Genomic DNA, 13,737 nt, shown 5'->3' with positions numbered 1-13,737 from the left:
CCTTACTCCCTCATCCCTTGAATCGTGTCGTAAAGTTCTCTCCCATATTGATCAGCTAATCTCTCATTGACACGTTGAACAGACTCACGAAACGGCTCCTGATCGACTTCGATTTGCTCGACGCCTTCATCGAGCATCATTTGCAAAGCGCTCTCTTCTTCTGCGGAAACGATTTCATTTTGGTACATACGAGCTTCTTCAGCCGCTTCCATGACAGCTTGCTGTTCGTCCTTTGTTAACTCTTGGTACGTTTTGTCACTCATTAATAATTGCACATAACCAAAAACGTGGTCCGTCATCACAAGATAGTCTTGGACTTCATGGATTCTCGCACTTGCGGTGAACTCAATTGGATTTTCTTGTGCGTCAATCACGCCTGTCTGTAAAGAGGAATACACTTCGCCAAAGTTCATCGGTGTTGGGCTTGCCCCCATTGCCTGCCAGCCTTCTACAGACGCCTCAATGTTTGGCACACGAATTTTTATGCCACGGAGGTCTTCAGGTGACTCAACAAGCTTATTGGTTGTAAGTTGCCTTGCCCCACGGAGCCAAAACTCCAGCCCTCTTACTCCTGTTGCTTCTAATGTCTCCTCTTGCAATCGCTTACCATCTTCTCCATAGACAAATTCCTCTAAATGGTCCAAATCTTCGAATAGATAAGGGAGCTCTAAGATCGAGTATGGTTCATAAAAGTTGGACATAACGCCAGCTACTAAAGCAAAATCAACTGAGCCAATTTGCATGCCTTCAACCAGGTCGCGGTCGGCGCCAAGAGTAGAGCTTGGATAAACCTCTACCTTGACAGAACCGCCTGTTTTTTCATGCACCAATTCGGCAAATTTGAGTGAGCCTTTATGCCACGCATTCGACTCACTTTGAATATGGCCAAGACGTAGCTTTTTCGGCTCGCCTTCATCTGCATATCCAACGTTGCAGCCAGTTAAGACAAGGGCGATTGCTGCAACAGGCCATAACCACTGTTTTTTTGTCATCCTTTAGCCCTCCTGTTCAAATGAAACAATCACTTTTACAGAGTTATCTAGCTTTTTATCGACGATTTCAAACCCTCTGCCAGCCTGCTCATAAGACAATTGATGCGAAATTACTTTTTCGACTGGAAGGACAGCTTTTGCGATAATTTCCAATGCTTCTTCTGTGTCGGGACGATTGTACGTCATGCAGCCAACAAGCTCTTTTTCATTTTGCTGTAGTTGCTCCACATCAAAGTCTTGTTGGCCATGAAACATCGCGACCGTTACAGCACGTCCCCCTTTTTTTAGTAGATTCAATGAATCATTAATGATGCCCGGCACGCCTGCTGTAATCAGCACTTTATCGAATGATCGGCCTACTTTGCTCTTTGCTTCCTCAATCCAATTCGGCTTGTCCTTTATATTAATCGCGGCCGTTGCCCCCATTTGTTTGGCAACGTCAAGGGAGTAGTCTAACACATCGGTCACAACAACGTGTGAAGCGCCTTTCGCTTTTACCGCTATAAGTGTCAACAAGCCAATCGGCCCAGCACCTAAAATCGCGACACGGTCCCCTGGTTGGATATCCCCTTTACGTGCAGCATGGACGCCAACCGCCAACGGCTCAACTAGCACCCCTTTTTCATAACTGACCGTGTCCGGTAGCTTAATCACTTGCGCCTCAGGGGAGACGAAGTATTCAGCCATTGTCCCAAGCCAATCGCCCATTCCAGGAGCCAAACGCTTATCGGACAAGTTCGCCTGGCCTGTCATCACGCCTTCGCTCTCTCCCGTACCAATTTGCGGTTCAACCGTTACCCGGTCTCCAACTTGAACGTTTTTTACCGCTTTGCCAACTTTCACAACTTCGCCAGCCACTTCATGACCAATGACGACAGGCGGTTTTCGAAACGGGTGCAATCCTTTATACGTATGAATGTCCGACCCACAAATACCGGCCGCGGCCACTTTGATTAGCACGTCATTGTCCTTCACCACCGGTATGTCGATTTCTTTGATGTTAATTTTTTCTGCATCGTCTACAAAAACAGCTTTCATCGTCGTTTCTCTCCTTATTGCACCAACCAATCATTGAAAATACATCATCTTTGATTCGTACAAGTGTTTTTTCATCAAATCAGAGCAATTGTCATTTTTGTTTTTCAATGCATCTAAAATGTCGACATGCTCCGTATAGAATTTTTTGACTCGATCAGGGTCTTTCCGTAAATGCCGGAGCGTAATTCTCCGTAAATGATCCTGATAATTTAATAAAATTTTTGTGATCTCACTGTTTCCAGCAAACTCACTTATCGCTAAATGAAACTCATGATCTAAAGTGGCAAATGCCTTCACATCTCTATTAGCCGCAGCCACTTTCGTTGCTTCGACATTCTCTTCTAATTCGCTAATTTGATCGTCTGTTATGCGCTTATAAATTTCCTGGCAATTAAACGTCTCTAACGCAATCCGCAAATTGTAAATATCATTGATCCGTTCGATCGATATATCGACAACGATGATGCCTTGCTTGGAAGAAACGGTCACAAACCCTTCCGATTCAAGCCGCACCAATGCATTTTTAATGGGCGTTTTGCTCATCCCAAGCTCATCGATTAACGTTCGCTCCGATAAAAACTGGCCAGGTTCGTAATGCTCTTCTAAAATTTTTTCTTTAATTTTTTCATAAGCAACATCTTTCAATAACATGTCCATGTTCATTCCTTTAGTTTATTTAGAGCCAGATTGATAAACGTTTTCAAAAAAATGTTCGCCGCCAAGCTGACCGCTTTTTAAGGCGATTTCCAGTCCATCAAATTTCTCGCTCTCAGAATATGCTAAACATAAAGGAGCCCCTGGTGCAACAGAATCTATTACTTCTAACCCATAAATGTCGAGATTGGATGTGACAAAACCAGAAGTATCCCCACCGGAAATAATCACCCGTCGAACATCGACACGATCTAAAATCGATTTCGTCCACGCACCGAGCTTTTCACCGATAAAAATGCCGACCTCTTCTTTCGCTACGCCACTTTCGCTCAGAAGCTTCCTTGTTTCAATAATAATTGGGTCATCGGCCCCTTTAGCCGTATAGATGACAACTTTTTTCTTCGCAGCAATCATCGCTGCAACGTCCGCTAAAAACGCTTCTGCCTTCGCTTCATCTGTAAACAGCTCCACCGGAATTTGAATAGCGTGGAACCCTGCCGCTTCAGCAGCAAGCAATTGGTTTTTCGTTACTTCTGATACGCTTCCAGAAACGGCAAAAATCCGCTCCGCTTGACTCGGCTTCTTCACCCTGTCTGTTCGTCCATTCGGCCTTTCTCGCTTCATTGCCTCACCAAGCGCATACTCCACACCTGAAGACCCAACAACAAACTGAGCACGTTCGCCCCTTTTTTCCCATAACACTTCAGAAACCTTTTCCATATGCCCACGATTCAGGGCATCGTAAACGATAAGGCCCGCTTCCGACTCGTCATTCACAATCTCCGACGCAGACTTTGCCTCCAAATCAAGAATGGTGACGTTTGCAATACGTTGCTTCGTTTGCTTCTGCAAATGCTTCGCTAAGTCTGCTTCATCCATTGGTGTAACAGGATGCCTAGACATGACCGGATGTGTATCCAATCGGAAAACTTGACTGTTAAAAGCGGCAAAATGATGCCCAAACACCGTATACCTACCTAAGTTCGGCGCCGCCACTAGCAAAGGATAGCTGCCTTTTTCAAAATAGCGTCTCGCCAAATCACTAGCAAACCCAATACTCCCTGTTTCAGGCGACGAATCAAACGTCGAGCACACTTTATAATGGACAAAGGAAGGATTGAGATCACACAAGAAAGAAAAAACAGGCTCTAACTCCTCCTTCATCCCCGCTTTCCCCTTGGCTCGTGCCGTTCCCGCCACGCCAATACAATCCACATCTTCAAACCGCTTAAGCATTCCTTGATCCGGTATCCTTAAAAAAAGAATCGTCTTTAACCCATATTGATCAAGCGCTTCCATTGCATCCGTCGAACCCGTGAAATCGTCTCCATAAAAGCCTAACAACAACCGATTCATTCTTTTTTCACCACCATGAATCTAACTTAGATCTAAGTTGAATCTATTTGGAGCTTAACAGTGGTTCACAGATTTGTCAATATGGAAGTTGGGGGGAGGGAGGGGGAAAAATTCTGTGGAAGGGTCGTCTCGTTTTCTCCTTTGTTTCTTCGGATACGTGACCTGACATTGCCTCCCTTGTAAAACGAACTATGCGGTATATCAAAGTAAGTTTTTAAAATTTTAAATTAATTATTGACATTAAACTAAGTTCAACCTTTATGCTTATAAAAAATAGTTAAAGGAGCGAGTTTAAATGTATCGTTGGGATGGTGGATTTATTATGGTAGATGCTGAGCATTTTGACCAGGCAGTTCAATGGTATGAAGAGCTTTTAGGCTGGGAGTGTTTAGACAAAGTCACCTCTTGGGTGGGCAGAAAGCAGCTTATACAGCTGATCAAGTTCACCTTTCCGGCTATTGATTTTTGGACCAAAAAGAATGATTAGATAAAAGAGCCTTCTACTTCGAAACAGCCGTCGTCACGGACTACCACACAGTTGCGGGTAAGGTTTCTTGATTACTGCATAATACGAACGGAAAGGCGGGGATAGCGTGAGTACAACCTCATGGAAGCTAAATCAGGTGACAGAGCATTATTTGAAGCAAGTACGTGGCGGCATTCCTTACGGGGCAGATCAGACAAAAATGATGCTTCAGGTGATCACCTACTTTCAGAGCAAACCTGTCCAAGTGCTCGACCTTGGCTGCGGCAATGGCTTTCTGGCCAAGCTGCTGCTGCAAACTTATCCAGAGGCAAGAGCTATTTTAGTCGATCACTCCAAACCGATGCTGCACAATGCAGCTCAATACATGGCAGAGCATCAGGAACGCTGTACTTTTGTGGAGGCGGATCTGGAGGATGACATCTCAGCCTTTGCAGAGCCAGGCTCCATGGATTGCATTGTATCCGGGTATGCAATTCATCATTTGCCCCATGATCGAAAAAAGAAACTGTATGCCGAGATTTTTAATACATTAAAGCCAGGCGGTGTGTTTGTCAATGTGGAGCATACGGCCTCCGCTACAGTCGAATTAGAACAACTGCATGATGCGTTATTCGTTGACCACCTAGCCGCGTATAACAACAGGCCACGTGCTGACGTTGAGAAAGAGTACGATAATAGGCCAGATAAAGCAGACAATATCTTGGAAAATGTGTTTGTGCAAGTTGATTGGCTTCGCAAAATCGGCTTTGATCACGCAGACTGTTATTTTAAATGGATGGAGTTGGCTGTTTTTGGGGGTGTTAAGCCTCGGTAACGGAGGATGAAGGTTGCGGAAGGGGGCATTTGTTGGCTGTAAGGACGGCCATGATCGTTTGTCTCTCATCTGTTTGCGGATTTGTTGACTCCGTGCTACTCTACCCTGTAGACTTCGCATCCCGATGCAACAAAAGGCATATTGCCGCGGTTCAGCAAGAGAGAGTAGACAGAAAAACAAGGGGAATGATACTACTAAATGAAATACCTACGATATGTTATCTATTTTGGTGTGGCGAGTGTGACTTTGTATCTTCTTTCAAAGTATGTGGGAAAAAGTTTGATAGGAGCGATTATTTCCTTCTTGGTGCTTACTTCAGTCGTATTCGTCATGCTTTGTTTGGAGGTATTAAAGTTTGGGAAGAGGTATTAATAAAAGATGGTGTCTCACAAGCACACTAAAACATAAAATCGTGAGAGCAGTTTAAAACTGCTCTCACGATTTTAATGCTGAAATGCTTCTCTCAGTTTCAACGAGCGATGGCACAGTTGCTAGTTGAATTGCTTTTACTACACTTAAAAATGAACTCTTTGTAAGTAACTCTACCTTAAATTTGAAAGGATATCCTGAAAATCATACCTATTATGATTCATTGCTTTACCCACTATCTATATTAAAACTAATAGTCATTAGATTTAGGATGCATTGTTCCTTCAATCCCTACTGTTATTACATTTTCCTTTATTGCATTATAAATCCTTAAGAAACTTGGTATTTCCATTAGACCTTTTTTCCCCTTAATTCTCCTTTTTTTACATTCTATTAATAGCTGTGTTCCATCTACATTAAACGGAAATTGGTTTGAACGATTATAATTCCATTTATCAAGTAAAATGTTTCTCTTCTTTAAAGTGTTTAGTATAGTAGACAAAAGCCATTTATCTAGTTGTTTTAATTGTTCTACGTCATCTAATAAAGGATAGAAACTCATAATACCTTTAAACTGTAATCGCTTGTATGAACCGTTTAAGTAATTTTTAAGCATACTTTCATTCAAATTACCATATAAATAGCGCCTTATTTGCATTATGGCAGTTACAAAATCAAAGTCTTCATCATTACTGGGTATATTTATAGATTTTAATTGACTGCCATTGAGTGGTTGGATCAAGTTCTTATAGAGAATATAACTTATTTGGGCTTTAATTTTGTTTACGGATGAAGGTTTTATACTTATATTATCACTAGATAACTTATACCCTAAGAATTCAATATAAGTCTTTTTTTTGAATTCTGATTTCATCTCTTCTTTTGAGAGAGTACTTATACCTTCTGACTTGAGCATATTTATCTCTACTCCAGCTTCTCTAGAAAACTCATTTATAAAGTCTATCGATTTACTTATTTTATTATAATTATCCGACCATATTATTGTATCGTCTGCATATCTAGCAAACCTCAATCCCTCCTTCTCTAACTTTTTATCTAGCTTCCAACATGCTAAATTTGCTAAAAATAGCGATAAAGAAGTTCCTTGAGGTAATCCTTTATTATTCTCCATTTTATTTAAAAACGCGTAAATAACTTCCTTCTCAAAATTACTAATTAAAAATCCATTTTCGTTAAATTGTTTTAATAAATAATCATGATTAATTGAGCCAAAGAAGTCTTTAAAATCAAACTCAGCTATGTAAGTTCGTGAACTAGCTTTTATATCTAACCCTATATCCTTAATCGCATAGTGAACATTTCTATCTTTTCTATATGCATAGGAAAAAGAACTAAATCTATGGCTATTTTTATCTAACAATCTAGTATAAAAGTAATTTGAAACTGCTTCGTCAGGAATTTGGAATATATATACTGGCCTTTTCTTCATACTGCCTTTTTTATCTATGTCCCTAACATATGGCTCATGTGGATTATAATTATTATTAATAAGTTTTTTGAAAATTGAACTTCCTATCTTATTACAATGTTTTAGAACATAAAATGGATTATGCATGTTATCTTTATCCCAATGCACTGGTTTCTTAACATTTTTAGGAGAAACCTCTGTTACTCTTCTTAAATTCCTTTGAAATTCAAGCTCTAAGAAGTTATGATAATTTTGATATTGGGCAGCCTTCCTTTCGGCCACAGTTTGTAGTGCGTCTATTAAATCTTCTTTTAACATATTAATCCCTCCAAAACAAAAACCTCTCCTATACGGAGAGGTTTTCACGGAAACCATAAGTAAAAGTAAGCTCAACTCTCGAGAAAATCATTTGAGAAGAATTTCTCTCCTTTACTAACCTTTTGAAGGTTAGCTAATATGGCCTCCGTTAGCCACCTAATGACGTTAATTCTATATTAACATAAACTGAAAGCTTTATACTAGCATGTGCTTATAAGCAAATCATTTAAGTACTTTAAGTCAACTTCTATAAAAATTCTATAAGGATGATTACTTAACAAAATAATTAGAACGACTTTATCTCAACTCATCATTTAAAGGTACAATGACTTCGTCTAACATCTTTCTCCATTGACGCTTCATTTCCGGACTGTATTTTAATGGTTTTGCATCCGGGTGAGCGGCTTTATACTTATCAAATTGCTTGCTGTTAATGATTCGCCCAATATTCGGAATAGGATCTGTCCCTACCACATATTGTATTGCTGATAAATGGAGCTCATCTTCTTCCACAAACCAAGTATTTGCAAATTCATTAATCGCTTTGTCACGTGCTTTAGTGAAGAAGCTTCGTTTTACAGCAAGGATATCTTCTTCTGGATCTATTTCTTTCCTATCAATGGCATTTAACATCGAACCGTAAACGTCTTTCACTATTTCTGACTTCTTCAGTTTTTGAAGGGCATTCTCGATCTCATCACGGATGTTCTGATTGTTGGCAGAGTATGTTTCTAATAGTCGGTCAATATAGGTTGAGTCAATATCATAGATCTTAACTGCATTTTCTCCATAGAATTCAATGTCTGAGAAATCTGGTTCCGGACCATCTTGGTTTCCTTCATCTTCAAGCGAACCCTTAACCGTGTTATATATACCAATATATTCTTCTAAGGTTTTCACCTGTTCTTGAAGTGCTTTTGATTTCTCCATATCATCGTTGTAGTCATCATATGTAACTATAGCTTCGTATGAATTGTTTAGCTCTTGAAATGCTTTCACGAACTCAATTCGGGTTTCAAGAGATGCGTTTTCATCAATATCGGTTGGACTTGGAACTAACGTTGTTAGTGCTTTGTGAGCCTTTTTAAAACGTTTCTTCGATTCATCATAAGTTGGATAAACAAGACTAGATTCCTCTTGTGCTTGTGAATATAATTTTGTCGCATTCTTTACATTTTGCTCCATTGTTGAAGGTTTCCGGAATGTCACAATTAATCCTTTTGTCTTTCCTGGATAAGTACGATTGGTTCGAGAAAAAGCTTGAATCAAATTAGCATAACTTAAATTTCGATCGACAAATAACGTTTGAATCGTTGGTGCATCAAAACCAGTCAATAACCGATCGACAACAATGACAAGATCAATTTGTTTGCCAAATTCTTTGAACTCTGCTTTCTTACGAGCTAAACGATTGTTAATATCACCATTATATCGTTCAATATCTTCTATCGACCAAGCAGTGTGATAATAATCGTTATATTCCTTAATAATCTCTTTCATTTCATCTTGAATTTGTTTCGAATTGTCTTCGTTTTCTTGAATCGAATAGGTGATCGCAATTCGTGGAAAATCGGGATCTTCAATTGTACGTCCGGTTCGAATTGGATGTCCAGCAAATTCTTTCGTCAACCATTCTGGATCTTTCGTCATTTCCTTGATTGCCCGATAGTAGCGTTTCGCCATATGAATGGAACTTGTTGTTAAAATAGCAGACTTTTGCGGGCGGCCGTTTTGGAAATCAAATTTAGTATAGGCATTATCCGGCCTGAAAATCTTATGAATAACTTTTTGAATATGATCGTCACTTTCAAACGAAAATGGTTCAAGATATGTTTCCTTTTCTATTCCATCCATTTGATCAATGATGTTATTAATTTCATCTGCAGTTAAATTGGCATATTTTTCAACTTGGCGCAGTTGATTAAAAATGTAGTTATTTAATGATGTTTGGTCAATCGTGTCTTCGTGCTCTACTTGAAACCCTAAAACAGCACCATCATCTAGTGCATTTTTAATGGTATAAGTGTGCAAAACTTCTCCATATTGATCACGAGTGGTACGAGCTAATTGACCTTTAGCCTGTTTTTTATTTTCGTTAAATATCGGTGTACCTGTAAATCCGAACCAAGTTGAATTTGGAAAGAATTCCTTGATGACTTGCATCCCTTCTCCACTTAACGCACGATGGCATTCATCCACGACAAAGACAATATGTTGCCCTAGTAGTTTTTTAAAACGCTGAGTGCCTTTTTGCTCCTCCTGCCTTTGAGCATAACGCAAGGCAGCTTCTAATTTTTGACGAGTAGTAATAATCACTGTATTGGAATTGGCATCAGAAAGTAAAGTATCACTTAACTCCTTCGCACTTCCAGTTCCCACAATCAAACTATTCGATTTTGCATCACCAGAAGAAATACCGGTATTAAACTCGGAAGCAAATTTTGTGAATTCTGTCGTAGTTTGATTATCCAAGTCTTTTCGGTCAATTAGCATAATAGTACGGTCTACACCTATTTTGCGAGCTAATAACTTTGTTGAAACAAAACTTGTCAACGTTTTTCCTGACCCAGTCGCATGCCAAACATATCCGGATTGATGTTTCATGGCAGATGAAAACAAAGCCTGAATTGCATGAATTTGATACGGTTTTAGTACTATTACAGCTTTATTATCTTGGTCCTCACTTACAATTGTATAATCAGCAATCAATCGATGGGCATCTGGAATATTTAAGACTTGTTTAACAAATTCATAGAGATTTTCTACTTTTCGATTGTCCGTTGTCCGCCAGCTAAAGACAAATTTCTTATGCATATCTTTTGGCATCGCATTGGCAAAATAGCGAGTCGTTTGTTCGTTAGAGACAACAAATAACTGAAGAGTAGAAAAGATATTATTTCTAAACATCCCTTCTTCGGCGTATTTTTTGATTTGATTATAGGCTTGGAATACGCCGTCCTTGGCACTGACCTGCTTCAATTCAATTTGAACAATTGGCAATCCATTAATTAAAAGTGTCACGTCAAATCTGCGATCACGACCATCAAGGTTTGCTTTTTGTTTCGCAATCTGATGAACAACTTCATATGTAGAGATTCCGCCACCTATATCTTGGTTAGAATACAGCACTAAAGACATCGAACCTAAAGAGACATCTTCACGTTCAATCGTAATCCGAGCAATTCCATTTTCCCCTTTGAGCCATTTAGCAGCATCAAAGGGGGTCTGTGTTTTCGATAATAACTCTGTCTTTATCGTGTCAAATTCCTTATCAGTAATTGGATGTTCCCCAATTTCCGACAAGTTATTTTGCGTAATCTTTTGACGCAAGTTCTTCCATAGATCTTCTTCAGATTTTAAATCAGGACGATAATTCCACTGATTATGCCCTTCACCTAACACTTCGATCAGGCGACGTTCTACTTGAGCTTCATCTTTATGCGGTATCTTTGTCATGATTCTCTCTCCTCTATTCGGCTTAGACAAACATCTTTTGTAGGAATGCTTTTTTTGTTTGTTTTAAGGCATCTAATTCACGTTGATGAAGAGTGATAGTAATATCTAGTTTTTTAAAAAAATTACCTATTTTAGTTTGTTCTTTTAAATCAGTTGGAATATTGATTTTCTTTTCTAGAAGTTCATTTTTCGTTATTCCTTTTATAGAGGTTCCTTGGACATTATGTAACTCTTTTTGTAATTGGTTATATAACGAATAAACTCCAAACCACTCATTTACTTTAAGGTTACTTAATGAAAGAAAATCTTGACTTGTTGCATATTCAAATTGTATTAATGCAATTTTTCCAACCCCAACTCTTGTCACTATAGCTATTGAATTTTTAGGAATCAATTTAGTTGCCGAATTTTGCAAACCCTTTTCAGTTATTTTTTTCTTTGCAAAAACACTTGAAACTTGATGCTCCTCTAAATCAGAACTTTGAATCCACGGTATTTCACCATTCCAATATTCCTTAATTGAAGTCTTTGGAGTTCCACCTCCAAAAGTCTCTTCTGAGAAATCTTTGACTTTACACTCTTCCCACTCTCCAGTAAATCCCGGGAACCGAACCTCCGGCATAGACTCCCCTTCTTTTGGAAACATTTTTTGAAAGAATCCCTGTTTTGTTTGTTTGAGGGTGGTTAGTTCTTGCTGATGAAGAGCGATCGTGTCGTCTAGTTGTTTGAAGAAATCTCCAATTTCCGTTTGTTCTTCGACTGTCGGAAGCAATAGCTTATAAGTTTGTAGAACGTTATAATACAAACGAACTCTGGTACCACCTTTTTTTTGCATATGAGAAAAATTAGAAAAGGCAGCTGAATAGTTTAGATTCCTTAAAATAAACTCATCATTTGCTTTTTCATTAGTTGTAAATACAGGATACTCTTTACTTACAAGAACGGGAGTTCCCATAGTGTTTTTATTAAAATGGAAAGTTGAATCATCAGACATATGGCGGTAAGTAATATAGTTTTCTGGAACAATATGGAAAGTCAATGTTTCATCTATTCCACTTCTTCCTCCCTCAAAATATTCCGTTTGTAAAAACAATCCTTTTCTAGATGACGTAGCAATTGGATATATATCCCCTTTGATTAATTCGTTGTGTTCTTTTAAGACATCCCCTAACATACGTTCTTCCCAATCTTCATTAAACCCTGAAAATCGTATTGCGGGGGTATATTTATTTTCCACGATTAAACACCTCTAACGCACCCTTAATCCATTCTGCGTTTTCTTCATCATATTGTAGCGAAGAAATCATGTCATATAGACTAGATTCTAGTTCTGCTTTTTCTTTACGAATATCTTTGATTTTTGAGCCAATCGCAGCCATATCCACAGGTTCTTCTTCTTCAAAGGTATCTACGTATCGAGGAATGTTCAAGTTAAAATCATTCTCTTTGATTTCATCGAATGTTGCAACGTGGGCATATTTCTCCACATCTTCTCGCTTCTTATACGTTTCGACAATCTTATCAATGTTTTCTTTGGAAAGTTTATTTTGGTTTTTTCCTTTCACAAACTCCTTACTTGCATCAATAAATAACACATCACGAGTGCTACGATTTTTCTTCAAGATGATGACTGTTGTTGGGATTGATGTGCCAAAGAATAAGTTTGCTGGCATGCCAATCACGGCATCAATGCTGCCATCTTCTAATAATTTCTTGCGAATCACACCTTCTGCAGCTCCACGGAACAGTACTCCATGCGGTAAGACGATGGCCATCGTTCCCGAATCTTTCAAATGGTAGAACCCATGTAAAAGAAAAGCAAAGTCTGCTTTTGATTTCGGCGCTAACTTTCCGTAACGATTGAAACGAGAATCATCTAAGAATGTAGTATCTGCAGACCATTTTGCAGAGTATGGAGGATTCATAAGGACAGCATCAAAAGTATAAGGCTCATCTGTCGGCCAATCTTTATTTAATGTATCCCCATTGCGTAACCGCATATCTTCTTTATTAACACCATGCAAGATCAAGTTCATCTTCGCTAGATTAAAAGTTGTTGTGTTTAGTTCTTGCCCATGATATTTTACGCTATCTGGATAATTAATATAGTTTCGAATATTCAACATTAAAGAACCAGATCCCATCGTTGGGTCAAATACGCTAAACAATTTTTTGCCTTCTTGACCAATCGCGGCAATTCGAGCCATCATGTTAGATACTTGATGAGGGGTGTAAAATTCTCCCGCTTTCTTACCAGCCTCTGAGGCAAATTGGCCAATTAAGTACTCATAGGCATCCCCAATCACATCTCCATCATGACCGATTACATTGACATCATTTAGTTTCTTCAGTACTTCTGTAATGGTAATGTTTCGCTGTTGATCATCTGATCCCAGTTTTTTTGATGTCAAATCTACATCATCAAACAACCCATTAAATTGATCATACTTCGTAGACAAATCGATAAATGCCTTATTCAAGTCATTCAGCTGAAACGTATTTTGTTTCGCTTGGTTGGCTAATACACTGAATAAATACTTTGGTTCAATATCATAGCCCAATGTATCGACTAACGTTTCAATCAAGTCATTTTTTATCTCTTCATCTGCCAATGATTCCATATACAATTGAGTTTGTTTGTCTTGTGTGTTGTATTCTTCTAACGATTCACCCGCTATTTCAACTACTTTTTCTAATAATTTATCGGACAAGTATTTGTAAAAAATTAATCCTAGTAAATAGTTTTTATATTCTGATGCATCCATTTTACTTCGCAAGTTGTCTGCGGAGCTATATAATTTTGAATATAATTCAGCCATGGTTG

10 protein-coding genes are annotated in these 13,737 nt (G+C 38.7%); 2 read left to right on the top strand and 8 right to left on the bottom strand.

Translation table 11 applies throughout. The features are described from left to right. Window positions 1-2: 2 nt before the first annotated feature. From N6H06_RS00310 to N6H06_RS00295, 4 genes are read right to left on the bottom strand one after another with little or no spacing between them, the layout of a single operon-like run. A complete protein-coding gene (locus N6H06_RS00310) occupies window positions 3-992 on the bottom strand; it encodes a TRAP transporter substrate-binding protein (protein WP_062744670.1) in 990 nt (329 codons plus the stop codon). Window positions 993-995: 3 nt separating this feature from the next. Beyond that, window positions 996-2,030, bottom strand: coding sequence for a zinc-dependent alcohol dehydrogenase (locus N6H06_RS00305; RefSeq protein ID WP_263705374.1), 1,035 nt, complete (start codon window positions 2,028-2,030; stop codon window positions 996-998). 30 nt (window positions 2,031-2,060) lie between these two features. Then, a complete protein-coding gene (locus N6H06_RS00300) occupies window positions 2,061-2,681 on the bottom strand; it encodes a GntR family transcriptional regulator (RefSeq protein WP_062746514.1) in 621 nt (206 codons plus the stop codon). 21 nt (window positions 2,682-2,702) lie between these two features. Further along, the gene (locus N6H06_RS00295) at window positions 2,703-4,040 is read right to left on the bottom strand and encodes a four-carbon acid sugar kinase family protein (RefSeq protein ID WP_263705373.1); all 1,338 of its coding nucleotides are present in this window, start codon (window positions 4,038-4,040) and stop codon (window positions 2,703-2,705) included. A gap of 295 nt (window positions 4,041-4,335) precedes the next feature. Between N6H06_RS00295 and N6H06_RS00290 the strand changes: the two genes are divergently transcribed. Continuing rightward, complete coding sequence (locus N6H06_RS00290; protein WP_263705372.1) at window positions 4,336-4,527, top strand: hypothetical protein; 192 nt, start codon at window positions 4,336-4,338, stop codon at window positions 4,525-4,527. A gap of 106 nt (window positions 4,528-4,633) precedes the next feature. Next, on the top strand, window positions 4,634-5,341 hold the full coding sequence (locus tag N6H06_RS00285) for a class I SAM-dependent methyltransferase (RefSeq protein ID WP_213028871.1): 708 nt from the start codon (window positions 4,634-4,636) through the stop codon (window positions 5,339-5,341). A gap of 619 nt (window positions 5,342-5,960) precedes the next feature. Here the strand turns inward: N6H06_RS00285 and N6H06_RS00280 are convergent. From N6H06_RS00280 to N6H06_RS00265, 4 genes are all read right to left on the bottom strand, one after another. Then, window positions 5,961-7,457, bottom strand: a complete 1,497-nt coding sequence (locus tag N6H06_RS00280; protein WP_263705371.1) for a reverse transcriptase domain-containing protein — start codon at window positions 7,455-7,457, stop codon at window positions 5,961-5,963. A 297-nt stretch (window positions 7,458-7,754) separates the two neighbouring features. Next, entirely contained in the window at window positions 7,755-10,913 is a 3,159-nt protein-coding gene (locus N6H06_RS00275; protein ID WP_263705370.1) for a type I restriction endonuclease subunit R, read from the bottom strand. Window positions 10,914-10,935: 22 nt separating this feature from the next. Further along, window positions 10,936-12,150 (bottom strand): restriction endonuclease subunit S, encoded by a 1,215-nt coding sequence (locus N6H06_RS00270; protein ID WP_263705369.1) that lies wholly within the window; start codon window positions 12,148-12,150, stop codon window positions 10,936-10,938. Continuing rightward, complete coding sequence (locus tag N6H06_RS00265; protein ID WP_263705368.1) at window positions 12,140-13,732, bottom strand: type I restriction-modification system subunit M; 1,593 nt, start codon at window positions 13,730-13,732, stop codon at window positions 12,140-12,142. Before N6H06_RS00265 ends, N6H06_RS00270 begins: the two co-directional genes overlap by 11 nt. Window positions 13,733-13,737: the final 5 nt, after the last annotated feature.

The organism is Shouchella tritolerans, assembly GCF_025770735.1.
In the GTDB taxonomy this organism is placed as follows: Bacteria; Bacillota; Bacilli; order Bacillales; family Bacillaceae_D; genus Shouchella; species Shouchella tritolerans.
This window is presented reverse-complemented; position numbering and strand designations above follow the sequence as displayed.

Excerpts from the sequence above, each read along its gene's own strand:
- N6H06_RS00310 (WP_062744670.1), bottom strand. The coding sequence starts at position 992 with ATGACAAAAAAACAGTGGTTATGGCCTGTTGCAGCAATCGCCCTTGTC.
- N6H06_RS00305 (WP_263705374.1), bottom strand. The coding sequence starts at position 2,030 with ATGAAAGCTGTTTTTGTAGACGATGCAGAAAAAATTAACATCAAAGAA.
- N6H06_RS00300 (WP_062746514.1), bottom strand. The coding sequence starts at position 2,681 with ATGTTATTGAAAGATGTTGCTTATGAAAAAATTAAAGAAAAAATTTTA.
- N6H06_RS00295 (WP_263705373.1), bottom strand. The coding sequence starts at position 4,040 with ATGAATCGGTTGTTGTTAGGCTTTTATGGAGACGATTTCACGGGTTCG.
- N6H06_RS00290 (WP_263705372.1), top strand. The coding sequence starts at position 4,336 with ATGTATCGTTGGGATGGTGGATTTATTATGGTAGATGCTGAGCATTTT.
- N6H06_RS00280 (WP_263705371.1), bottom strand. The coding sequence starts at position 7,457 with ATGTTAAAAGAAGATTTAATAGACGCACTACAAACTGTGGCCGAAAGG.
- N6H06_RS00275 (WP_263705370.1), bottom strand. The coding sequence starts at position 10,913 with ATGACAAAGATACCGCATAAAGATGAAGCTCAAGTAGAACGTCGCCTG.
- N6H06_RS00265 (WP_263705368.1), bottom strand. The coding sequence starts at position 13,732 with ATGGCTGAATTATATTCAAAATTATATAGCTCCGCAGACAACTTGCGA.